This window comes from Clostridium sp. X, from assembly GCF_055755365.1.
Genome location: NZ_CM146912.1, coordinates 152,872 through 178,960 on the forward strand (window position 1 = coordinate 152,872; position 26,089 = coordinate 178,960).

Annotated in this window: 19 protein-coding genes; 4 read left to right on the forward strand and 15 right to left on the reverse strand. The window is 30.4% G+C overall.

Features of this window, described 5'->3' with window-relative positions; all coding sequences use genetic code 11:
* Positions 1-5 precede the first annotated feature (5 nt).
* The 9 genes from ACX0KU_RS00745 to ACX0KU_RS00785 form a co-directional block, all read right to left on the reverse strand.
* A complete protein-coding gene (locus ACX0KU_RS00745) occupies positions 6-797 on the reverse strand; it encodes an ABC transporter permease (protein ID WP_472991043.1) in 792 nt (263 codons plus the stop codon).
* Entirely contained in the window at positions 794-1,906 is a 1,113-nt protein-coding gene (locus tag ACX0KU_RS00750; RefSeq protein ID WP_472991044.1) for a glycosyltransferase, read from the reverse strand. The genes ACX0KU_RS00745 and ACX0KU_RS00750 overlap by 4 nt, the downstream gene beginning before the upstream one ends.
* Positions 1,907-1,924: 18 nt before the next feature.
* A complete protein-coding gene (gene rfbD, locus ACX0KU_RS00755; protein ID WP_472992377.1) occupies positions 1,925-2,797 on the reverse strand; it encodes a dTDP-4-dehydrorhamnose reductase in 873 nt (290 codons plus the stop codon).
* 16 nt (positions 2,798-2,813) lie between these two features.
* Positions 2,814-3,872: a glycosyltransferase gene (locus ACX0KU_RS00760; protein ID WP_472991045.1), complete on the reverse strand. Its 1,059-nt coding sequence runs from the start codon at positions 3,870-3,872 to the stop codon at positions 2,814-2,816.
* Positions 3,826-4,845 carry a dTDP-glucose 4,6-dehydratase gene (rfbB, locus tag ACX0KU_RS00765; RefSeq protein WP_472991046.1) on the reverse strand — a complete coding sequence of 340 codons (1,020 nt, stop codon included), beginning with the start codon at positions 4,843-4,845 and terminating at the stop codon, positions 3,826-3,828. The genes ACX0KU_RS00760 and rfbB overlap by 47 nt, the downstream gene beginning before the upstream one ends.
* 88 nt (positions 4,846-4,933) lie before the next feature.
* Entirely contained in the window at positions 4,934-5,854 is a 921-nt protein-coding gene (gene rfbA, locus ACX0KU_RS00770) for a glucose-1-phosphate thymidylyltransferase RfbA (protein WP_472991047.1), read from the reverse strand.
* Positions 5,855-6,129: 275 nt separating this feature from the next.
* A complete protein-coding gene (locus ACX0KU_RS00775) occupies positions 6,130-7,929 on the reverse strand; it encodes an O-antigen ligase family protein (protein ID WP_472991048.1) in 1,800 nt (599 codons plus the stop codon).
* Positions 7,930-8,229: 300 nt separating this feature from the next.
* Positions 8,230-10,941, reverse strand: coding sequence for an Ig-like domain-containing domain (locus ACX0KU_RS00780; RefSeq protein WP_472991049.1), 2,712 nt, complete (start codon positions 10,939-10,941; stop codon positions 8,230-8,232).
* Between the two features lie 69 nt (positions 10,942-11,010).
* Entirely contained in the window at positions 11,011-12,147 is a 1,137-nt protein-coding gene (locus tag ACX0KU_RS00785) for a hypothetical protein (RefSeq protein WP_472991050.1), read from the reverse strand.
* An 816-nt stretch (positions 12,148-12,963) separates the two neighbouring features.
* Here ACX0KU_RS00785 and ACX0KU_RS00790 point away from each other — a divergent pair.
* Complete coding sequence (locus ACX0KU_RS00790) at positions 12,964-13,776, forward strand: YihY/virulence factor BrkB family protein (protein ID WP_472992378.1); 813 nt, start codon at positions 12,964-12,966, stop codon at positions 13,774-13,776.
* 118 nt (positions 13,777-13,894) lie between these two features.
* Positions 13,895-15,085 carry a S1C family serine protease gene (locus tag ACX0KU_RS00795; RefSeq protein WP_472991051.1) on the forward strand — a complete coding sequence of 397 codons (1,191 nt, stop codon included), beginning with the start codon at positions 13,895-13,897 and terminating at the stop codon, positions 15,083-15,085.
* A 37-nt stretch (positions 15,086-15,122) separates the two neighbouring features.
* On the opposite strand, the gene ACX0KU_RS00800 is transcribed toward ACX0KU_RS00795, so the two are convergent.
* On the reverse strand, positions 15,123-16,640 hold the full coding sequence (locus ACX0KU_RS00800) for a HAMP domain-containing sensor histidine kinase (RefSeq protein ID WP_472991052.1): 1,518 nt from the start codon (positions 16,638-16,640) through the stop codon (positions 15,123-15,125).
* On the reverse strand, positions 16,637-17,332 hold the full coding sequence (locus tag ACX0KU_RS00805; protein WP_472991053.1) for a response regulator transcription factor: 696 nt from the start codon (positions 17,330-17,332) through the stop codon (positions 16,637-16,639). The genes ACX0KU_RS00800 and ACX0KU_RS00805 overlap by 4 nt, the downstream gene beginning before the upstream one ends.
* Positions 17,333-17,580: 248 nt before the next feature.
* Here ACX0KU_RS00805 and ACX0KU_RS00810 point away from each other — a divergent pair, with 248 nt between their 5' ends.
* Positions 17,581-19,569: a fructose-1,6-bisphosphatase gene (locus ACX0KU_RS00810; protein WP_472991054.1), complete on the forward strand. Its 1,989-nt coding sequence runs from the start codon at positions 17,581-17,583 to the stop codon at positions 19,567-19,569.
* 103 nt (positions 19,570-19,672) lie between these two features.
* Here the strand turns inward: ACX0KU_RS00810 and ACX0KU_RS00815 are convergent, their stop codons facing one another.
* From ACX0KU_RS00815 to ACX0KU_RS00830, 4 genes are all read right to left on the reverse strand, one after another.
* Positions 19,673-21,682 carry an Ig-like domain-containing protein gene (locus tag ACX0KU_RS00815; RefSeq protein ID WP_472991055.1) on the reverse strand — a complete coding sequence of 670 codons (2,010 nt, stop codon included), beginning with the start codon at positions 21,680-21,682 and terminating at the stop codon, positions 19,673-19,675.
* Positions 21,683-21,785: 103 nt separating this feature from the next.
* Positions 21,786-22,841: an HD-GYP domain-containing protein gene (locus ACX0KU_RS00820; protein WP_472991056.1), complete on the reverse strand. Its 1,056-nt coding sequence runs from the start codon at positions 22,839-22,841 to the stop codon at positions 21,786-21,788.
* Between the two features lie 93 nt (positions 22,842-22,934).
* Positions 22,935-24,215: a glycoside hydrolase family 18 protein gene (locus ACX0KU_RS00825; RefSeq protein ID WP_472991057.1), complete on the reverse strand. Its 1,281-nt coding sequence runs from the start codon at positions 24,213-24,215 to the stop codon at positions 22,935-22,937.
* 251 nt (positions 24,216-24,466) lie between these two features.
* A complete protein-coding gene (locus ACX0KU_RS00830; RefSeq protein ID WP_472991058.1) occupies positions 24,467-24,649 on the reverse strand; it encodes an aspartyl-phosphate phosphatase Spo0E family protein in 183 nt (60 codons plus the stop codon).
* Positions 24,650-24,909: 260 nt separating this feature from the next.
* On the opposite strand from ACX0KU_RS00830, the gene ACX0KU_RS00835 reads away from it, so the two are divergent.
* Positions 24,910-26,055 (forward strand): amidase domain-containing protein, encoded by a 1,146-nt coding sequence (locus tag ACX0KU_RS00835; protein WP_472991059.1) that lies wholly within the window; start codon positions 24,910-24,912, stop codon positions 26,053-26,055.
* Positions 26,056-26,089 lie beyond the last annotated feature (34 nt).

A 26,089-nucleotide genomic window follows, 5' to 3' on the forward strand; every position in this document is an offset into this window, starting at 1 on the left:
ATCTCCTATAATATGTCTGAAAAATGTGGTTTTAATTTTTTAAATACTATCGTTGATAAAACAAATATTATTACAGTTAACGTCCAAAAATATATTGTTTGACTATATCTTCCCCAAAACCACAATTTATTTATAAAAGCATCCCTATACCCTTCAACTATATAATACATTGGGTTCAATTCTAATATCCATTGTAAATTCTCTGGTACTATAGTATAACTCCACATAATTGGTGTTAACCACATTATCATTTGTAACAGGATTCCAATTATCTGCCCTAGATCTTTAAAGAAAATAATAATAGCTGCTGTTGCATATGATAGCGCCAAGACCAAGATAAATGTGCAAAAGGAGTAATATATAACTTGGATTATGTGTAAATCTATAGGATACTTATAGCCTAAAAATAACATTACTATAAATATTATAAATACTAGATGTACAAATAATGCAGAAACTATTTTCACAATAGGAAGTATGCTTATTTTGAACACAACTTTTTTAACTAAATAACTGTATTCAACAAAGCTATTGGTTGCATTGAGCAATGCCTCTTGAAAGAAAAACCATGGTATTAAACCTGCTATAAACCATAATACAAAAGGTGTGTCTTCTGTGGGTGAAGATGACTTTAATCCATATTGAAAAACAAACCAATAGATTAATATTGTTGTTATTGGCTGAATAAATGCCCATACTATCCCTAGATATGAACCTGCATATTTAGTTTTAAAATCATTTTTAGCTAAATTAAAAATTAAACTTTTATTGCTATACAATTCTTTAATTAAATTCATAATTCTTCTTTTCCCCTGTTAACATAATTTTTTAGAACTTTTATATAAGACTTTACTCTATTTTCCCAAGTATTTTGTTCAATAAATTTTATATTCATCTCATTTTCAATAATATTTCTATTTTTTATTTTATTTATAGCTAAAACAAATTCCTCATAATTATTGTAAAAGTATACAAGTTCATTACTCTTATATGGTTCTAACTCACTCCAGTATGTTGTAACTACAGGTTTGTTAAAAGCTAAGTATTCATATAATTTTACTGGATCCACTCCATTTATGAGTTTAGATACTTTAAATGGAATTAGCATTATATCGCCCGCTTTAATATACTCCTTTACATTTTCATGCTCAATAGCTCCTAAAAAGATTATGTTATTACTTTTATTTATTACTTTCTTCTTGATATGTTTTTCTACTGGTCCTACTAGATAAATTGTATATTCTGGGTTATCCTTTGCATATCTTTTAATGGTATCTATATCCAACCATTCGCTGATAGTTCCTATATAAATAAGATTAGGTGACTTTAAGTTTATCGATTTTTTATGTGTACTTATTAAAGAGTACTCTAACGCATTTTTAATTACATCTATTTTTTCTTCGCATATTAGATATTCTATTATAATTTTATTTTTTAAATAAGTAGAGCTTGTGATTATTTTAGAAGCTTTTTCACAAAGTTGTTTTTCTCTTTTCTTAACTAATACTCTCCTATCTTTATCGTAAAAATAAGGTATATTATCCATACACTCATATACTATTTTTGCTGTATATTTTAAATGATTAGGTAAGTAATCATATTGTTCTGGATGTGTGAGTATTACTATGTCATAATTTTCATTTAATATCCGTTTAATATATAAAATATTTATCTTTTTTATTATAGTAATTTTAGATGAATACGGTAATGTAAACTTGTCTTTAATATATAAATGCTCGCTTAGTCTTTTATGAAAAATTTTTTGTTTTAAAAAAGGAGTTATTGAGAAATATGTTACGTCTATTTGATTCTTACTTAAATGTTCACAAATGAAGTGCGGTCTTTGTTTTATCCATTTCCAGTTTACCGTTGAAAAATATAAAATCTTCATATTCGTTCGTCTCATACTTTCTTAAGCATAAAATTATTCAATTATCGTCGCCATTTCTTTTAAATATCTTTCTAAAGCATCTTCCCACCTAGGTAAAAGTTCAAAACTAGCATCCACAAGACTTTGTTTAGAAAGCCTTGAATTTAAAGGTCTTACTGCCTTTGTTTTGTATTCACTTGTAGGAATAGGATTTATTATACAGTCTAATTTTACCTTTCTCATAATTTCTGTAGCAAACTCTGACCAAGAGCAAACTCCTCCATTAGTTGCATGGTATACTCCGTATTTCTCACTTTGTGACATATCACATAAAAGTGGCGCTAAGTCTGCAGTATACGTTGGACTTCCTATTTGGTCACATACAACATTTAGGCTTTCCTTTTCTTTACCTAACTTAAGCATAGTTTTAACAAAGTTATTTCCATTCAATCCAAATACCCAAGAAATTCTTACTATGAAAAATTTCCTTAAGTTTTCTTTTACCTTTAATTCACCTTCATATTTGGATTTTCCATAAACCGATATAGGATTAATACTTCCATCAGTTTCAAAAAATTCGTCTCCTTGTCCATCAAAAACGTAATCTGTGGATATATATATCATCTTAACATCAACTTTCTTACAAGCTTTTGCTATATTTTCGGTACCCTCCACATTTACTTTATAACATATCTCCTTTTCATCCTCTGCCTTATCAACTGCTGTATACGCTGCACAGTGTATAACACACTCTGGATTTACTTTTAAAATAAAATCATTAACAGCATTATTATCTGTTATATCTAATTCTTTCTTATCAATACCTATACATTCTATATTTCTATTATTTAACTCTTTTATAACATCAAAACCTAGTTGTCCATTAACTCCAGTAACTAAAATCATTTTTCTACTCCTTTGTAGTATGACTTTTATGTTTTCTTTATAATATACCTTTTTTTGTTAACTTAATAATGTATCTAAATAAACTATCTGGTATAAAAGGTAAAAAAGCTTCTACTATTATAGTAACTTTATGAAAATTCCTATATTTTATCATCACTTTTAAATCCTTAAAAGATACCTTAATAGAATAGTTTTTTCTTGCTTCTATCCATTGCAAACAATTATTTATACTCTGTATTAAATTTTCACTATATGATAATCTTTCTTTAAAAGAATTATATCTCTTTAAAAAAGCCTCTATTCTCATATCATAATATGTTTCTTTATTATACACACCGGTTAAAATACCAGTTTGATTAGAAGCATGTTGTCTATATCTTACTAAAGGCTTATTTATAACCTCTATCTTTCCTTCCATCGCTGCTATGATACCAATCCATTGATCATGTAAAATTGTATTCTCAAAAGGTATAGCTTTTTTTGCTATATCATTTCTCACCATCATAGCACACCCTGTAATAAAATTAGTCATTAATAGGTCTTTTGCTAGATTATATCCAGATTTAAATTCATATCTTTTTCTTATCTCGGTTATACTGTTTGCAATTCTTTTGTTATTTTCATCAATTATAGAGAGATCACTGCATACAAGTGTTACGTCTTTATTATAATTAATATATTCTTTATTTAATTTATCACTGTCCAAAGTTATTTCATGTATAGTAATGAATTTCTTTATCATTAATTCTATTTTTTCATTTTCCCATATATCATCTTGATCGCAATATGCCAAGTATTCTCCATTTGCGTGTTCTGTAAGGTACTCAAAGGCTTTATTAGATCCTTTATTTTTAACTGCTCTAGTTAAAATATATGGAAAACTAGTTATATGCTTTTTTATCAATGATTCATCTATAGGAAAATCAGGGCAGTCATCATAAACTATTAGTTCTAAATTATCATAAGTTTGACTATTTAAAGAAACTAACTGTTCTATAAACCAATGTATATTTGGCTTATATACAGCTAATAGTATAGATACTAATGGTTTACCTATTCCCATACATTTTCTCGTAATAGTTTTGATATTCACCACTGATTATATTTCCCCACCAAGCTCTATTGTCTAAATACCACTTAATAGTCTTTTTAATACCCTCATCAAAGGTTGTTGTCGGTAACCATCCTAATTCATTATGAATTTTTGTAGGGTCTATAGCATAACGCATATCATGTCCTGCACGGTCATTTACATATTTAATTAATTCTTCTGATTTTCCTAGTTCACTAAGTATGGTTTTAACTACTTGTAAATTAGTTCTTTCATTATGTCCACCAATATTGTATACTTCTCCTATGGTGCCTTTATGAATAATTAAATCAATTGCACTGCAATGATCCTCTACGTATAACCAATCACGAACATTTTCTCCAGTACCATAAACAGGTAATTCTTTATCATTTAATGCATTTGCTATCATTAGTGGAATCAACTTTTCTGGAAAATGATATGGCCCATAATTGTTAGAGCAGCGTGAAATCGTTGTAGGAACTTTAAAAGTACGATTATATGCCCCAACCAAAAGATCTGCTGATGCCTTGCTTGCTGAATATGGACTAGATGTATGCAGTGGAGTCTCTTCTATAAAAAATAAATCTGGCCTATCAAGTGGTAAATCTCCATAAACTTCATCAGTAGATACTTGATGATAACGCTTTATTCCATATTTTCTACAAGCATCAAGTAATACTCCTGTTCCTATAACATTGGTATTTAAGAATAAACCTGGATTCTCAATTGAGCGATCAACATGACTTTCTGCTGCAAAGTTTACTATAATATCCGGATTTTCTTTCTGAAACATATTAAACACTGCATTACGATCAGATATATCTATTTTATAAAAGCTAAAATTAGGATTATCCTTTACACTCTCTAAAGTTTCTATGTTTCCAGCATAAGTTAAACAATCTACACAAACTATTTTATAATCCTTATATTTATTATGCATATAATGAATGAAGTTTCCACCTATAAACCCCGCTCCACCAGTTACTACTATTTTCATATAATTAAGCTCCTTTATAAACTAATTATTTCAGTTCTAAAATGTATGTTTTTTAATTATTCAAAATCGAACTGAAAAACTACAATCACTATTCCTTAGAAGCTGCAACTTGTCCAAAAGTCTCCCCTTCATATGTCTCCTTCACCTGTTCAGATATACTAATTAGGTATTTGCCATAATTAGTTTTAGTCAGTGGTTCTGCTAAAGACACAAGCTTGTTTTTATTAATCCATCCATTTCTATAAGCGATTTCTTCTAAGCAAGCAATATAAGTTCCCTGTCTATTCTGCACTGCTGCTACAAAATTTGAAGCATCTAACATAGAGTCATGGGTTCCTGTATCAAGCCAAGCCATTCCTCTACCTAAAAGATTTACTTTTAAATTTCCTTCATTCATATATAATCTATTTAAATCAGTTATCTCAATTTCTCCTCTTGCAGAAGGCTTTAGATTTTTTGCTTTTCTAACTACTGAATTATCATAAAAATATAAGCCTGGAACTGCATATTGAGATTTTGGTTTTTCTGGTTTTTCTTCTAATGAAATAACTTTACCTTTACTATCAAATCCAACTACACCATAAGCCCTTGGATCTTGAACATAATATCCAAAAATAACTGCACCCTCTTCTAGTTTGGATGCTTCCTGTAAGTGCTGCGTAAGGTTATGTCCCCAAAATATATTGTCACCTAGAACCATTGCAACATTATCATTTCCAATAAACTCTTCACCTATGATAAATGCCTCCGCAAGTCCGTTAGGAGCTTTTTGAATTTTATATTGGAACTTCATTCCAAGGTCACTACCATCCTTAAAAAGTTCTTTAAATGCTGGTAAATCTCTCTCCGTAGATATAATTAAAACTTCTCTTATACCAGCTAACATCAATACAGATAGTGGATAATATACCATTGGTTTATCATAAATTGGAACTATTTGTTTTGATATTGACTTAGTCACTGGATAAAGTCTTGTACCAGATCCACCCGCTAAAATTATCCCCTTCATTTTATCTTCTCCCATCTTACCCTACTGTATGAAATTCTTAATTAAGATAGAAATTCTTTTAACTCACCTGAATTTTAGCACTACAAATTGATAATTTTAAAATAGAATATATTCGATTAATACATTCCATATAGCACACTTTCATTATACCGTTTCACCCTATATATTTCAATGAATTATAGCATAATTCCAGTTGAGTTAAATAAAAAGCTCAGCCTTTTAGCCGAACTTTTTAAATGAAAATTTTAATATTTATTATCTAAGTTGTTTAGATTCTATATATTTTCTCTTTCCTTTTTTAACATCCTTATATTTATGCTAATTCCCATTCCAAATATCACCCAAAATACTGGTGCTACTGATACTACGCTATCGTTAAATAATCCTGCTCCTAGATATCCTATAACAGCTAAAAATAAAGCTAATCCAATTGAAGAATAGAAATCTTGAAAATTATTATTATAAAATAACTTCATCGCTGATATTATATACATAGTAAATAATGTTAATAGAGCTATTAACGAAACCACTCCTGTATTTAAAGCTGTTTGAAGATATAAGTCGTGTGCTTTATCTACTAACATATTCATTGTTCCATAACCCTTTAACTTTCCTATATAATCATCTTGCGGAAAATATATTGCAAATGTATCTGGCCCACGACCAATAAACACTGTATCTTTAAGTAAAGGTATTGACCTTGACCATATATATCCTCTTGCTGAACCTAGCGTTTCTTTCCCTTTAAATCCCCATTGTTCTATATGTCTTAAATCTACTGCTTCACCTCTATTATTTATAAACTTAATTCCATCTTTAAGGAGTAAAAACTTTAGGTCAGAATTTTCTTTTTTGACTTCCATTTCATAGGCTTCTGAATTAGACGTATAAACAGTTTTAAGTTTTATCATATAATCTTTATATAAATTATCTTGTAGTGAAACATTGCCATTCTTGCTTACTAACGGTTTTATTTTATTACCTTCAGTATCTTTAAATTCCAATCCATTTTCACTTAGTCCTATATTTAAAGTTTCATTAGTATATATAATCTTTAAGCCTTCTTCATCAATAAATACATCCTGTAAAGTATTTTTCTTTTCAGTAGTGATTGATGAACTAATATCCTTTATTAATGAGCCTAATCTGTTTACTAAGTTTCCATTAGAAGTTATGTTGAACCCTAGTAGAATCAATATTCCTATAATCATTAAAGAAACTACCCATTTCCATCGTCTTAATATTTTCTTTCTTAAAATTATTGCTAAGAATATCATTGATAGTGTTCCACCAATAATTCCTGCTCTAGACTGTGATGCAATCCAGTTTGCAAACATTAACAAACTTACTAATGCAAAGACTATCCGTGAAGACTTTTTTTTACTTAGTAATGTTAGACTAAGAGTTAAAGGAAATAACATTGCCATGTAGCTTCCTACATAATTATAATGATATAAGGTTGAATAGATTACATTTTTACCAAATTGAAATTTAATATCATTTGCCATACTTTCATACTTTGATGGTAGCATTAGCTTTTTACCGAAGCTTGTCTGAAGTAAATCATATCCTAAATATTGAAATATACCAATAGTTCCTATAATTACTGCTGACACCATCAGTAGTCCAATTATAATTTTAAATTGTTTTTCTTCTTTAACACAATTAATCACTATAAACAACAGTAGCATATATGCTACTATTACCATCATACCTTCGTATCTTTCTACAAATCCCCAAAATGCTACCTTTTTATATTGGGAAAATATTGTAGATAAAACTACGAATAATGTGTATATTCCCATTGGTATGTATAATTTAGTTTTAGTTATTTCTATATCCTTTTTTACTAACTTAAAAATAGTTATTAATATTAGAATACTAACCATTATTAATATCCATATCATTTTATAATATGAAAAAAAATCAGCACTAATATTGGACCCATTCCAATATTTCAATAATGCTCCTTCTAAATGAACTACTTTTAGATATACTATTAAGGGTATAATGAAAATTATTGCTCCGATAAAAATTCCATGCAACAAATTTTTATTGTCCTTTTCCCTATACATTTTGCACCCCCACTACAACGCTTTTTTATAATTAACTTATACGGCTAGATTAGGATTTTAAATTCTTAAATATTTATATATATGTATTTAATAAAAAAGACCGACGGTTTAACCATCAGTCTTTCTTTATTAAATTTAGATATGCTTATTAATTTTTTCATCGAAAGATGTGACTTCGAAATATTGTATGAAATATTTGAAATGATTGTATTTTTAGAAATGTACGTTCACTTAAATAAAACTCAGTTTATTCTAATTTTCCAATAAGGAAGGATAACTAATGTTATCCTTTCTCATTAACTATTTCTTTATATCTGATGGATCAACAACTTCTGTATCTATATCTTTAGTTACATTTCCGTTAGCATCTTTTATAGCAGAGTTTTGAGATACTCTTACTCCGTATAAGTCTTCAAGCTCTGTTACTTCATCTTCATCTTCATTTTCAATAGTTAAAGTAATTGTGTTATCTTTAACTGTTACAGCAGTAACATCATATCCGTCAACATCAAATGTTGTAGTTGAAACTGAAGTTCCATCTATATCTTCTTTAAATGTTAATACAATAGATGTTGTTGTTGTTGCTGCAACATTATCCATATCATCTCCATTTAAATCTTCAATAGTTGCAAGCTCTGCACTTATCTTGTCAACTAAAGCTGCAATTGATTGACCAGTTGTAACTTCTGCTAATTTAGCACCATATTTGTTTTCTGAGTCTCCATTAGCTTTGATTGCAAATTTGATTAATCCTGTTGGATCGTATGCTACTTCATCATCTTCTGCTAAAGTATAAGTAACAACTGTATTTCCATCTTCATTAGTTGATACATTTACTTTCGATGGAGTTAATTTAGTAGTTCCATTTGCTTCATAAAGTGTTATATCATCTTTATCAAAAGATACAGCATCTTTAAATGTAAGTTTTATTGTATCATCAGCTGTAGCTTCGAAAGAATCAACAGCAACAGTAGCTGTAGAAAGAACATCTCTTTCAGCAGTTAAAGTAGAAGTATAGTTTCCAGTTGCATCAGCTACACGACCGATTTGTAATTTAACAGCTTTTCCTGTTAAATCATAAGAATCTTCTTTTCCTGCTTTATATGGAACAGCAATTTCTACTGCTTCTCCATTTTCTACTACTTTGATAGTAACATTATAAAGGTCTGATACGTCATATGATTCACCATCAATAACTAATGTATATTTTTCTAAGTCATCAATTGCATATTTAGCATCTCCTGTTGCCATCTTTTCACCAAAGTTAACAACTATTTTTTGAGTTGTGTCTCCTAAATTATATGAGTTTAATGTAACATCTTCTTTATCATTTAAGTCTACTGCTGTTTTGTCATCTATTTCAAAAGTTTTTGTTGTTTTATTAACTTTGTTACCAGCTACATCTTCTACATCTTCAATTACGATTGAGTATTTTCCACCATCAAGCTTATCTCTTAAAGTAATTGTAACCTCATCATTGTCATCATCATTAAATTCTATTTTAGAGATGCTTGGCTCAACTTCTTTTCCATCTTCGCCTAATATTGTGTAGTTGCTCTTCTCTTTAGTTGCAGTATCTAAATCTACTTCTTCGCTGAAGCTTACTACTATTTCTTCTTCAGTATCCCCTTGTTCAACCTTAGTAACTTCTGGTTTAGTTTCATCGATTGTAGTTTCAATCTTAGTAGTTAATTTATCAATTTCATTTCCCCAGAAATCTTCTAACATTTCTTCATCCACATATACATATGCTGTTCCTTCTGGAAGTTCATAGTCAGCATGGAATTCAAGTGTAACTTTATTTCCATCGATTGTTACTTTTTCAGCTTTATTTGTTGAGTTAGTGTGGAAGAAACCATCAAGTATATCACCTGATACGATTTCTGTAGCATCATTATTATCTACAAATCTAACATCTTCATTGAATATTAAAGTAACTTCACCTTTTTTAGCATCTTCATATCCAACTACTGTTGGAGCTTTAGAATCTTCTATAACTGTAGCTGTTAAAGTACCTGAAATTACACTAAAACCAGCATAATCTTCAACATCGCTAGTAACTTTAACACTTACTTGTTTTTCATCATTTAAGTCAGAATATAACTTAATTTTAGCTTCAGTATTATTGTTAGCAAGTGTTACTGATTGAACATATAAATCTCCACCATTAACTTCAAAACTATCTGTTTCTACACTTGTAGGATTTACTGGTTCACTGAAAGTAACTTTAATTGTATCTGATCCTATAACTTCAACTTTTTCTGCCTTTGGAAGAGTAGTATCTACAAAAGTTAACTCTTCTTCAACATCATCTCCAGTTATTGCTTCATCTATAGTTAATATTAATTCGTCTTGATTTTCTGGGATATTAGCATCATCTATATTGATTATTGCAACATTTCCATCAAGATCTATGCTTTCTATTGCAAAGTCAGCTCCATCTTCATCTTCTAATGTATAGTTAGCTTCATCTTCAACTTCATCTTTATCTATAGAACCGCTATAAACTACTTCTATTTGTTTTAAGTTAAGAACTTTTACAGATTTAACTGCAACTTTTCCTTCTTCAACTGTAGTTTCTGTTTCTACAACAACTTTTCCGTCTTTAACAACAACTTTTTTAACAGTAGGAACTTCTATAACTTTAGCATCTGCTGATTCAGTGTAAGCATCTACTACGAATGCTTCTCCTGCTGCTTTTGCTTCTAAGAATTTAGCTTGGATATCATCGTAAGATACGAATTTTCCAGTTTTAGCATCGCTGAATGCATAGAATCCTTTAGCTTCTGTTAATTTAGCTGTGAAATCTTCATATAATGGAGCCGCTTCCCCTGCTTTTGCAGCTAAGAAAGATTCTGTTAATGCAGCTTTGTCATATTTTAATACGTCTTCACCGATTTTAACTGAGTATGCATCTACTGCTGCAAATGCTTGAGATGATAATACTGCTGCTGCTATCATACCTGCAACTGTTCCAGTTGAAAGCACTTTTAAAGTTTTGTTCTTTGCCATTTTATTTACCTCCCTAAGATAAGTTAAACATTATATTCTATGATAAAAAATTATTGCTTTTTTTACTGACTATTTTACAGTTACTACAACGTCAGCTTTTATAGCTGCTTCGTCAGCTGAGTTTACTAAGCCTTGGAAGAATCCTTTTGATGCTACATATGTTAATTTTGTTCCTTTAACCGTTACATCAAATGCTTCTGGTGTTTCAGTAGCTAAAGTAACTTTTACATATCTATCAAATGCTGTTAATCCAGCTTCTACAGTAGCTGTAGCTGTTGGAACTTCAACCTTTGTGTAAACAACTTTAACATCAGCTTTTATAGCAGCTTCGTCTGAAGAGTTTACTAAGCCTTGGAAGAATCCTTTTGATGCAACATATGTTAACTTAGTTCCCATTACTGTTACATTGTAGTTTTCTGGATCTTCTACATTTTCTAATTCAACTTTTACATATCTATCGAAAGCTGTTAAACCTGCATCTACAGTTACAACTGCTTTAACTTCCTTTGAAGCTTCTTCAACTGTTACAACTTTTAACATCCAACCATCATATTTATTAGTGCTGTCTGCTTTTTTACCCCAAACATCTACTAAGTAAGTACCTGGTTTAGTAAATGTGTATTTTGTAGCTTCAGCTGATTCATATGTGTCATCAATTGACCATCCTTCAGCTCTTACTTCTACTGATGGATCAAACATATGAAGCTTGTATTGATATTCTCCTTGAATAGTTACTGATTCTCCTACTTTATAAGAATCTTTTACTCCTAAGTTGTCTAACTTAGCTCTTTCAGCAAAGTATCCATCTTTTTGAATTTTGAATTTTGCTGTTTTGAAGCTATCATACTTAGCTGTTGATCCTTCAGCTTTAACCCATACTGAAGCATTATATGCTCCTGCTGGTAAATTGTTGATTGCTGCAGGTATAAATGGTTCTGTTCCTTTAACAGCTTCTGTGTAGCCGTTAGTTAAACTATACCATTTTCCTGTTGTAGTGTTTTGTGCCCATATTTGGTATTGAACATTTGTTGCTACGTTTGATTGAAGTGCGAATGAGAACTCATCCCCTACTTCTGCCATTGTGATTGCTGGTGCTACATAAGTCACCTTTGGTGTTACTGCTGCAGCTGATGCTGGTGTAGACACTACTACTCCTGATGCAACTAAAACAGCTGCAAGAAGCAAACTCATTTTCTTCTTTATCACTTTTGTTCCCTCCCATTGAATAAGATTTAATATAAAATTTTAAATTATTAACAACTTAATGAATAATTTATGTAAATTCGGGAAGCATAACTTTATGAAAGGTTACATTTCCTGAGTATTACCATATTGTATTTTATTATTTGAAAAAATGGTATTTCCTCTATATTAAATATAAGAAATTAAATTACATTTTGTATAATTTTGCTTATATTAATAATGAGTTCCTTTTTTTCCATATGCTCTACAATATTAATTATATAAGCTTTTTTTACACTTATCAACAATTATTCTATAGTTTGTACATGGTAATTATTTAGATGCTTCTCATATGTATTACCAATTTAATTAAATATATTGTGATTTTTCATATCCATATATATTAATACGAGCAAATTGTAGAAAAGTTTGCATTTTAAAGAAAATTTTTCATATTTTTTTCTATCGTATTGATTTTAAACCATTTTACCATAAAATGCAATAGATAATACTATTAAACAATATTATCTTATTTATTTACCTTTTCTTTACAATATTATCATCTTTTTCTTGTACATGCCTCATTTATTTTACTGTCTACATATATCTTCGTAAATTTTAAAATATAATTAATCCCTTTTTAAAATTTACTTCCTAGTAATTTATTCGAATATCTAAAATCTATTCCCAATTACCTTATTTATTCCATAATTTTATTTTTAGTTATATTTTACTTTTACTCTGATATAGAATATTAATAAGTCATTTTACAAAAACTTTATTGATGAATTTTATTTACTTTAATATTAAGAACTTTTTTTCAAAGGGGGTAGTACTTTGATTAACACAATGAAAAACAATTCTTTATTTAGGTTATTTCAAAAGGCTAAAGAAGATGATATTTTTGCACTGGCATCACAGCTTGCTTATAGTCTGCTGCTATCTTTTTTCCCTTTTCTAATATTTCTATTCACTATTGCAGGCTATAGTAGAGTTGCTAGCCAAGATGTTTTAATTAGCCTAAAGGGAATTCTTCCTTATAATGCTTATTCTTTAATTGATAGAACAGTCATAGAGATTTTTGATTCCCGTAAAAAGGATTTATTGTCTTTTAGTTTTATAACTACAGTATGGATAGCTTCAAGTGGATTTCATGCTGTAATTAAAGCTTTAAATAAAGCTTATGATGAGAATGAATGTAGACCAATTTGGAAAGTACAACTGATTTCCATTTTATCTGTTTTAGGTCTTACCTTTTTAATTATATTCTCACTTTTCATTCTGGTGCTTGGAAATGTATTAAAATCTAAATTTGCTATTTGGTTTGGAGTTTCTAGTTCTTTGTATTTCTTATGGAACTTTTTAAGATATCTTTTAACCTTAGTTATAATGGTATTTATTTTTGCACTACTATATAAAATAACACCTTGCAAACGACTTACTCTTTGGGAGGCTGTTCCTGGATCAATTTTCACTACTATAGGATGGATTATTGTATCTATTGGCTTTTCCTTTTATGTAGATAACTTTGCAAATTACTCAAAACTATACGGAAGTATTGGTGCTGTTATCGTACTTATGGTATGGCTTTTTCTTACTTCTATTATAATTCTACTTGGTGGAGAGATTAATTCACTTTCAAGAAGAAGATAAGAATTTTTTTGTGTAAAATTCTTATCTTCTTCATAACTTTGTCACAAAACTGTAACAAAGTTACGTTAATATAAGCATAGAACATAAATCTATGAAGATAGTAAAGGAGAGATTTCTTATGGATAACAATAAAATTGATAATACAGACTTTGTAGAAGTAAGTTCCTATGAAGTAACACCATATAAAGAAGAAGTTAAAAAATCAAATGGTATGAGAGGAAGACTTCTCTCTTATGTACTGGTAGGTGTTCTATGTGCATCCCTTGGTGCTGGCATATCTACAGTTGGTACTATAAAGTACTTTAATGGTAAAGTTAAGACAAATCTAGTACCTCAAACTACTACTGAAAATAAAGCTAACACTAATGTTGTACAAACCTCAAACAACTTAGTTCCACTTTCTGTTGCTAATGTTGTGCAGCAAGTAGGCCCTGCTGTAGTTGGAGTATCTACTAAGAGTGGTACTAGAGATTACTTTGGGCTACCAGAGCAGGAAGAAGGTATGGGTTCTGGCATAATCTTTAGCGAAGATGGATATATCCTTACAAATTATCACGTTGTAAGTGGTGCAAAGAAGATAACAGTTATATTTAATGATGGAAATTCTGGAAAAGAAATTCCTGCAAAGCTTATAAACTATGATGCTGCAATGGATCTTGCTGTTATAAAACTTAGTGAGACCGTTAAAGTTCCAGCTATAGCTGAATTTGGAGATTCTGATGCTATTCAAGTAGGAGATCCTGCTATTGCTATAGGTAATCCTCTTGGAAAACAGTTTTTAGGAACAGTAACCTCTGGTGTTATAAGTGCTGTTAATAGAGAGGTAGCTGTAGAAAGCCAGACACAAAAGTATATACAAACAGATGCTGCTATAAATCCTGGAAATAGTGGAGGAGCTCTTGTTAACATTTATGGTCAGGTTATTGGAATAAACTCTGCTAAAATAGGTGGAAGTCAAATAGAAGGACTTGGCTTTGCAATTCCTATAAATGCAGTTAAACCTAAAATTGAAAATTTGATTAAGCCTATACTTAGAATTGGCATCAGTGCTATAAATATAGATAAACAGTTATCAAAAGAACATAATTTACCTATTGGTGTGTATATACAACAGATTGAAAGCTTCAGTCCTGCTGAAAAAGCCGGCATAATGCCTGGAGATGTTATAACAAAATTCGACAACAAAAGTGTTTCTACAGTTCAAGAAATAAATGAACTTAAACAAAAGCATAGTGCTGGTGATTCTGTAGAAGTTGAAATTAGTAGAGAAGGAAGCACTAAAAAATTAACTTTAAAACTTACTGAATAACCCCCCTTAATATAGGAAGAAAAAAAATCGCTAGTGACTAGTCACTAGCGATTTTTTTCAGTGTGAAATAAAACTTTACTCCCACATCTGTATTTTCTACTCCATACTGACTTTCATGTAGCTTTAATATGTTTTTAACTATAGAAAGCCCAAGACCTGTGCCCCCTACACTTCTCTTTCTTGCTTTATCCACCTTATAGAATTTATCCCAAACTTTATCTATATCTTCCTCCCAAATATGTTCCCCTTCATTCTCAATTTCAACAACTACTTTTTCTTCCTTTATTAGAGTTCTTACATATATATATGCACCTTCTCTAGTATGCCTAATTGCATTAGTTAGAAAGTTAGTTATTACCTCTTCTATTTTGTCCCTATCCCCCAGAACCTGTAGCCCTTTTTCTATCTCTTTATTAATTATAACCTTAGCTTCATGATTCGACATTATACCATCTAACCTTTTTATTGTCTCACTAATACTTGTATCTAAATTAAAACTGTCAATTTGAATCTTAAAATTTCCTGACTCTAGTTTAGATAGTTCTAACATTTCTGTCACAAGCTCTCCCATCTTTTTTGCTTCATCTATTATTACATTAATATAGTAGTCTTTATCTTCTCCCTCTACTATGCCATCCTTTATACCCTCTGCATATCCACCAATTAGACTAATTGGTGTCTTAAGCTCATGAGATACTGCCGCCACAAACTCTTTTCTTCTCTCTTCTAATTCTTTTTCTCTCTCTATATCTTCTTTTAGTTTAGCATTAGATTCTCGAAGAGACTTTAATGCACTACTTAAATTCATTGATAAAAAGTTTAAAGTTTTAGCAAGTCCTCCTATTTCATCTTCTCTATCTATTTGACAGCTTTCCTGAAAATCTAATCTTGCCATTTTTTTAGCTGTATTGTTTAGGTCAACCAGTGGTTTCGACACCATATTTGAATATATATAAGCTAAGATTAAAGTTAACGCTACACCAAAGACGTATATATATATGTAGAATTCCCTCATTACAGCTACTGATTCATTAACTGGTTGCAAGGAAGATACTGCAAAAATTACCTTTGTTGGAATACCTTTAAATATTACAGGCTTCACAGCTACAATATGCTTTATATTATAGGTAGGATCATTAAATATGTATGTTACACCCTCTCCCTTCTTTTGAAGTTCTAAAAATGTTCTTGGACTCGATGTCCACTCTCTTATAATTCCTTGAATAAGTCTAATTTTCCCTGTATCCTTTATTTCATTATCATAATCTGTAGTATAATTTAAGAGTCCATTACTTTCTAAAATAGCAATTTTAGCGTAATTTTCATCCTCAAAATCCTTTATATTATCTATTGTATTTTGAAGGCTTCCTATATTCTTTATGTACTCTTTTGAAAAGCTCTCTAATTTTTCTGTAAGGCCGCTAGTTTTTCTATCCACATAAAAATTTTCGAAAAACACAGATTGAAGTAAAACCTGGGCAGATATAAAAAGCATAAATACCAGTGTAGTAACTACAAATAACTTAAGGGCAATTTTTCTTTTCATTCTCCTCATTCCCTCACCTCAAATTTATAGCCACTTCCCCTAACTGTAACTATGTAATCAGCCTTATCTCTTAATTTTTCTCTAAGTCTTTTAACATGAGTATCTACAGTCCTAAGTCCTCCATAGTATTCAAAGCCCCAAACCTTATCCAATATAATGTCTCTTGTTAGTGCTACGCCCTTATTTTTAGCAAAATATAATAGTAAATCATACTCCTTTGGAGATACTTGAATTTCCTCTCCATTAATAGTTACACTGTGAGAGGTTTCATTTATTATGAGTCCATTAAAATCTACTATATTAGATTGCTTATTAATATCCGTATCTATATCTACTACACTACTTCTCTTTATTAAAGCCTTTGCCTTTGCAACTAACACCTTTGGACTAAAGGGCTTTGTAACGTAGTCATCTGCGCCTAGTTCATAACCTAAAAGCTTATCTTCCTCTTCTCCCTTAGCCGTCAAAATTATTATTGGAGTTTCTGAAGTTTTTCTTACCTTATTGCAGACTGTAAACCCATCCATGTAAGGCATCATTATATCCAGTATTAATAAATCTACTTTATTTTCCTTAAATATATCTAAAGCCTCAACACCGTTAGCAGCTTCTAAAACTTCAAAGCTACTACTCTTAAAATAGTCTCTTAGAAGCTTCCTCATTCTCTCTTCGTCTTCTACTATAAGTATGGTTTTATTCAATGCATTCACCTCGATTTTTACTAATCACTATAATTTATTTTATCAGATTTATAATACCTTTTACAGTTCATCTATTCGCTAAGAGTTCAATTATTTTCCTTATTGTACTATACTTTATCGTAAAACCTCATTAATTGTTGTAGCATTTTTATTTATTGTAACTAATAAAGTGTGATATAATATTATAATTAAAATACAATACATAAGAATTTTGCGATACAAGATTCTTTTATAAAGGGGGCAGCCAGATGACTTTCTGTGACGAGAATAATTTAGAATTAATTAAAAAGGATTTGAGATACTTAGGATTACTTGCAAAACAATATCCAAATATCTCTTCTGCTACTACTGAGATTGTAAATTTACAAGCTATTTTAAATTTGCCTAAGAGCACAGAACACTTTATAAGCGATGTCCATGGGGAATATGAATCCTTTACTCATATGCTTAAAAATGCTTCTGGTGTTATTAAAAGAAAGATAGATGATGTATTTGGAACTTCTTTAAGAGATAGTGAGAAAACAACTCTCGCAACTCTTATTTACTATCCTGAACAAAAGCTAGACCTTATAAAAGCTACAGAAGATAATTTAGAAGATTGGTATAAAATAACTTTATATAGACTTATTGAATTGTGCAAGGTGGTTTCTTCAAAATATACTCGTTCAAAGGTTAGAAAAACTCTTCCACCTGATTTTGCTTATGTAATTGAGGAATTACTTCATGAGCATAATACAACAATAAACAAGCATGAATATTATAATGTAATAATTTCCACTATAATTGACATAGATAGAGCTTCAGAATTCATTATGGCTATCTCTAAGCTCATACAAAGACTAGTGGTAGATAGACTTCATATAATAGGCGACATTTACGATAGAGGTCCAGGCCCTGAAATTATAATGGAGGCTTTAATAAAACATCATTCTGTAGATATTCAGTGGGGAAATCACGATATTCTGTGGATGGGTGCTGCTGCTGGAAATAAGGCTTGTATTTGTAATGTAATTAGAATTTCTCTAAGATACTCTAATTTAAATACCATTGAAGATGGTTATGGAATAAATCTCCTTCCTCTTGCAACCTTTGCTATGGATGTTTACAGAGATGATTCATGTAAAAAATTCAATCCTCGAGGTTTAGGAAAAGAAATTAACAACAAGGATTCTTCTCTAACTTCAAAGATGCATAAAGCCATTGCCATTATGCAGTTTAAATTAGAAGGTCAGACAATTAAAAATCGTCCTGAGTTTAAGATGGAAGAACAACTTCTCCTTGATAAAATTAACCTAGAAGAAGGAACTATAGTTTTAAATGGAGTAACTTACCCTTTAAATGATACCAACTTCCCAACTATTGATCCAAAAGATCCGTATAAATTAACTCCTCAAGAAGAAGTATTAATAAATAAATTAAAACGTTCCTTTGTTCATAGTGAAAAGCTTCAACGTCACATTCGCTTTTTATATAGCAAAGGAGGTATGTACTTAGTTTATAATTCTAACTTGCTTTATCATGGATGTATCCCATTAAATGAAGATGGTTCTTTTAAAGAAGTTCTTATTAATGGTGAAAAATATAGCGGAAGAATCTTGCTGGACAAGTACGACTCCTTAGCTCGTGAAGCTTATTTCTTTAAGGAAGGTTCTGCATCAAAAGAATTTGCTATGGATATGGTATGGTACTTATGGTGTGGCCCTGATTCAGCTGAATTTGGAAAACAAAGAATGACTACCTTTGAAAGATACTTTATTGATGATCCTAAAACTCATGAAGAGATAAAAAATCCTTATTACAAATATAGAGATAACGAAAAAGTATGTTGTAATATACTAAAAGAATTTAGTCTTGACCCTGAATGTTCTCATATAATTAATGGACATATCCCTGTAAAGACAAAAGAAGGAGAAAGTCCAATTAAAGCTAATGGAAAACTTCTTGTTATAGATGGAGGTTTCTGTCGAGCTTATCAGCCTGAGACAGGCATTGCAGGATATACTTTAATTTATAATTCTTATGGACTACTCTTAAGCTCCCATGAGCCTTTCGAATCTATAAGAAAAGCAATAGAAGAAGAAAGGGACATCCTATCTTCAACTATAATTCTTGAACATGTGGCTACTAGAAAAAGAGTTGCTGATACAGATATCGGAAGAGAAATCAAATCACAAATAAAAGAGATTGAAATGCTTTTAATCGCTTATAGAAAAGGACTCATTAAGGAAACAAAATAATTACTAATCTCTAGTATCAAATAACCAAAAATCTTAAAAGAAATCGCTAGTTTCTATCATATACATATAGAAACTAGCGATTTATAATTAATAACTATTTTAATTAGAATATCCACTCTATTTTATCATTCACTAAATAAGATTTATACTCTAACTCATACCACTTCTTTACCTTAAATTTATCTGAAAGAAATTTGAATTTTGGTGATACATCTCCTCTTATGTCTAAATCATTTAAAATATTAGACATAAAAATTCCATCTGCTCCCTTATTATAGGCTTCATTTGCTCTAATTAAATATTCTTCTACCGATAAATATCTATTATCTGGTACATATTTTCCTTCTTTCATTAGCCTTTCTGTTTCCGGTGTTAAGTCTCTCCCTTTTAGATTAGCAGAAATACCAACTAAAATCTGGATTTTATTAGACTTATACAGACTTGAATATTCTTCTACATTCCAGAACTCTTCATATCCTATAACTGAAGGAACTACTGTATCTACTAACCCTTCTTCTACCCAAGTTTTTGCGTCTAACCCATAAGAGGCTGGCTGCAGATATGGGAATCTCACTGTTATCTTCTTATTTGGTATCTCTAGTCTAACCTGTCTCATGAACTCATTCATAATAGCAATTTTCTCTCCTAAGGTTGCTTCACTTCCCATAACATTTGGATATCTACAAAAATCAAGAGTTATTCCATCTACATTTTCCACCACTGAAACCTCTTTGAGTACATTTAAAATATAGGTTCTATATTTTGGATAGTAATAGCTTAAATTATAATTATTGTTTTGAAGAAACTCCTTATAGAAATCATACATGGCACCATTTAAAAATAGAGTTGATTGCTGATTATAAAAAGCATTCATTCTAAGGGAAGCATTAACACTAACCCCTAAGGTTTCTCCTTTACTAGCTACTAGTTCTAAAGGTGATTTCCCTCCAATTAATATATTTAATATTTGATATCTTGCTAGTATATCCCCCTCTCGTACATAGGAATCAAACTTTTCAGCTCCTTGAAAAGCTGTTCCTGCAAACTGGCTATTATAATTTAATAATCCTGTAGTCCCCAGTGTCCAGTTTATACTTTGACTATTAAGCTTTGATGTTATATCCTCTGGAAACTTTTCAAGACTAGTTATATCTGGATATTTTCCTAGAAAGAAATCAGTATACCCATCATTATCATATACAACAGTTTTTTTATTTCCAGGTGAACTCTCACTAGTCTTATTGTAGAGAGTGATTTCTTCTTCATTTAATGGCACTAATCTAACATAAGCAATTTGAGCCTTTTTTCCCTCAACTCCTGATATTGTAACACTATCATCTTCAGTAAAATTCTTTGCAAATATGAAGCTCTCATTTATAAATCCATTTCCTGATTTATTTTTATTATCATCATAATTTTTAAACTTAAATTCATTTCCATTAGAGTTAATAGTGAACTCTTCTGTATCATTGTGATAACCAACATAGAATCCCATCCAGCCCTTAACTTTAAAAGGTAGTTCTAATGATTTAGAGTTTCCTAGGGTATATATCATACCTCTACTATCCCTAGAGTTCACTGTTTTATAGGCCTTTAAAGACCATCCGTTCTCACTTAAGGATTTATTATCTAATGGCTTCGACTTATGTACATCATAAAATATATAGTTTTTCCCAGTTTCATTTTGTATAGTATCTCCTGGCTTTATTTTTATATAGTCTTTATATGGTTCATTTTTATTTATAGTAAAATTAATTTCTTTTCTTTCTTTAAGTTTATTTCCCTTTTCTGATTGTATATTAGTCTCTATTTTTAAGACATATTCCTCTCCTTCTGTATACATTCTTATAGGCGGTTTTACTATTACAGACTTTTTATCCTCACCAATCTGAAGTCTTATATTTACCTTTTCCCCTTTTTTATCAAATACACCTATGGAACTTACTGCCTTGTCATTATAATCTATGGCTTTATTAAACTTTATTATCCAACTCTTATCCTTTTCCACCATAGTATTTGGTATAGTAGAAGCTTGTACTTGTTTACTGGTAAAAATAATTCCAAACATTAAAATTATGATAAAATAAAACTTTTTTCTATTTATTTCCTTCATCCTTCTGCCTCCCTAAGCGTCCATTATATAGTCTCCTTATCTATATACGTGCTTTTTTACTCCATAGTTATTTTATAATTTTAAGATTTTTCTCTTAAAATTCTTATTCTCCTTTGTCTACTTCTACTATAGTTATATTTCTACAGTTCCAATCATGGGTTAAATTCAGTATATTACCACTCTCTAAACTCTTCACTACTGGTCGAGTTGAACACTCTTCGTTGTTTTCCATTACTATAGCCTTCTCCCCACTACTCAATTTTACTATTGTACCTAATGGATAGGGTGCTACTTTTCTTAAAAATACTTTTACTAATTTAGGATCAAAAATAATTCCATTATGAGCCATTATATACTCTATTGCATCTGAGGGAGTATATGCCTTTCTATTAGGTCTTTCTGATATTAGATTATCATAAACATCACATATTCCTATTACTCTTCCAAATAAAGAGATTTTTTCGCCCTTCTTTTTATCTGGGTATCCAGTTCCATCAAAATGTTCATGGTGTTGAAGTATTCCAACATATGATGTTACAGCTATACTGTTACTATAGTAAGTTTTTATATATCTATATCCCTTCTCAGGATGAGATTTAATAAGCTCCTCCTCTTCTTTTGTTAGTTGTGATATCTTATTTAAAACCTCCTTTGATATAAATATCTTTCCAATATCATGAAGCATAGCAGATGCAACTAACTTTTCAAGCTTTGACTCATCTAAATTCATAGCAATTCCCATAACTGCTGATAGTACTGCGACATTTACACTGTGACTGAACATAAAATCATCAAAGGTCTTAATATCAATCATATTTATCATTATACTCTTACTTTTCATCAATTCATTTATTATATTCTTTGCAACATTTTCCACAGTATCTATGTTTTTTGCTATAGTATTAGGATTATTATAGAGTTTTCTTATTAATTTTACTGCTTTTACCCTAAGTTCATCAGATATTACATTCTCAATAGATATATTTTCAGAAATGTTATCCTCTATATAAGCTCCATTTATAACTAACTTTTTCATATTCTCTATATATTCTTTAGTAATAGAAACATCTTTTGCAAGAAGTACTGCGCCGTCTTGAGAGTAGATGTTCTTTCCTAGAATCATTCCTGGTCTTAAGCAGCCAGTTGGTACGTATCTCACTCTTAATCACCTCATATTTATTATCGTACTATTCCTAGCTTAATGAACTAGTAAAAATTAGTAACCAGCGACTGTTCACTGGTTACTGCTTCATTACTGTATTACTTTTCTTACATCATAAAGTGCATTTAGTACGAGCCAGTTTTGTGGGAAATACCTATTTATTGTCCAATAGCTTATTCCCCCTAGCTTATATCTATTTACAAGCATCAGTTTTGCTTCTATACTTCTTGCATCTTCAAACCAAACTTCATGTTGTCTTCCTAATGAATCATAATAATTAAAGAAAGGTGCCTGGGCTCTTTCATCATATCTTATTGCAGATCCAGTTCTTAAAGCTAATTCAACAGCTCCTACATTTGTTAAAGTCTGAGCTCTTGTTCCTCTTCTAAATGGAAGAGTCCAATCATAGCCATAGTTAGGAATTCCTAAAAAGATTTTATTTCTTGGAATAGCTGTAACTGCGTAATTTACTACTCTAACCACTTCATTAAGTGGTGCTACAGCCATTGCAGGACCAGCTGTATATCCCCACTCATAGGTCATAAGTATTACATGATCTGCAAGAGCTCCATGAACAGGATAATCGTGTGCTTCATAAAGTAGCCCTGGCTGATTAGCTTCATTTTTAGGAGCTAATGCTGTAGTTACAGAGTATCCTAGTGGTCTTAATCTTGAAGTTACTTTCCTGAGGAAGTTATTATAATCTTCTCTATTTTCCGGGAAAATATATTCAAAATCTATATCTAATCCATAATAATTTTTACTTCTTAACATTTCAATAACATTATTTATTAAAGTCTCTTGAATTTGATCATTAGTAAGAATTGTTCTTGCAAGCTCGCTGCTAAAACTTCCCCCTTCCTCTATATTACTTATAACTAGAAGTGGAGCAACATTTGCTGCTCTTGCGGCTTCAATTAATGGAGTATCATTAATTGGAGCAAGGGACCCATCCGGTCTTACTTCATGACTAAATATACTGAGATAGGTTAGATAAGGAAGGGTTTTCCTTAGAACCTCTGGATTTATGTTAGGGAATGCGTAACCATTTACTTCTATAGTGCCTATTTTTCTAGTAGGGGGAATGGTTATAGTTTGCCCTATTGAAATAATGCCTGTACTTGTTATTTGTGGGTTAACATCTAATATGCTTTGAACCGTAGTTCCAAATCTTCTAGCAATACTATATAATGAATCTCCTGCCTTAACTGTATAGCTTCTATTCTCTCCTAAAACTACTATAGTCTGACCAACTACTAAATTTCTTGGGTTTGAAAGTTCATTGTCTGAGATTATTTTATTAGGTGAAACACCGTATTGCCTTCCAATTGAGTATATGCTATCACCTGGTCTTACAACGTGAATTACCAAAAATGGCACCTCCTATTAATACTAATTTACTATATGCGAGTTAGTATTAATATGATACTTACTTTACTATATAAGAATTTTACGACGTAAAATTCTTATGTTTTAGGTACCAGGCTCTAGGAAGGGATGTTTTGATAATTCAAAACTATATTTTATATAGGCAAAGCCCATCACATTCATTACAACACACTGTAATGGTGGATTAAATAATGAAAGAATGTGCTGTTATGCACATTCTTTCATTATTTTAACTATATAGTCCTTTTATATTCATATTTCATGTATTCATTAATGAGCTTGTCCAGTTCCATGCTAACCTCTAGTACATCACTTTCTAAGTTTTCCCTATCAGCAACAATTTCATTTAAAACTTCTCTCAATTCCTCTATTTCCTTAACAATAATGGATAAGCTTCTTTTATGTTGCTGCATCATAAACTCACCTCTTACTCACTAGTAATTTTAATCTTTGTTTATTTTTGTTTAATTTTTCTTACTTTTCTTTATTTATACTTAATATTCGATATTAAGTATAGCATATCTTCATCATAAAGTAAAATACTGTTATTTTATTTAAATTTAAATTAAAACCTTTTGACCTTTTAATTAATTTCCTTTTATTTAAATCTTGTATACTATCTTTCATCTTTTCTTCATATAATTTTCTATATAATAATAGTGAGGTTGAAATAATTATGTTTATTGTACTTAAAAAATCTAGATTGATTTTAATTTTATCATTCATTATTTTATTTGCATTGATTACTTGTTTTTATTATTCACCTTATAATCCAGTGGTTAACGCAGACGATAATAATGAAGAAGTTACTCAGAAAATTGAAGAGATCTTCAAAATAAGAAACGTTGCCATACTTTCTAATGATGAAAAATCTATCTCTAATATATACGATAGAAAAACCAAATATGGGCAGTGGGCTTATGAACACGAAATAAGAAAATTAAAATATGTAAAAAATTGGTCTGAGAAACAAGGAGTAAAGTTTATAGGAATTAATCCAACAGTAGTTATTAGAAGTATTAAAGGTGGTAATAATTCATATTCTATCAATCTAATGTGTTCTACTGAATATTCCTACATATATGAAAATGAAACACCTGTAGACGAGGCTTCTGCCGAGAATGCCCTTACAAAAGTGAATAATTTTAGAATAGGAACTTCTCATTCTATAAGAGTTACAAACAAAGACGGTAATTGGTTTATAACAAAAGAATGGTATACTGATCCCTTTGCCGACTCCTTAAATTTAGAGAAAATAAAAACTGTAGATATAAAACAGTACATCTTATCTCAAACTGCTAGAGACTTCTCTAAACTTAATAACAGAAGAATATCGGCTGTAGAATATGCAGATAAGTATTGTGGTACTGCTAGTGATGGACAAAATGGTTATAAATATAATAAAAAATATGGAGACTTCAATCCTCAAGGCGGTGATTGCGCTAATTTTGCTTCACAAATACTTCACGAAGGTGGCAAATTTAGAAAAAATGGTGCTTGGAATTTCGAAGGTGGCGGAGGTACAAAAGCATGGCTTAATGCTCAAGGCTTTAAGAATTACATGATAGGCAGTGGAAGAGCATCTGTAATTGCCTCTGGAAGCTATAATAAAGTGTATAAAGCCTCTTACAAGCTTTTACCTGGTGACTTTGTAGCCTATGAAAAGAAAGGTAGAATTACTCATATATCCGTTGTAACTGGTGCTGACTCTAAAGGTTACGCCCTTGTTAACTGTCATAATACAGATAGATATAGAGTACCTTGGGATCTTGGCTGGAGCGATAAAAGTATTAAGTTTCATTTAGTTAGAGTTCACTATTAAATAAAAAAGTCGGCTATGCCGATTTTTTAGCTTA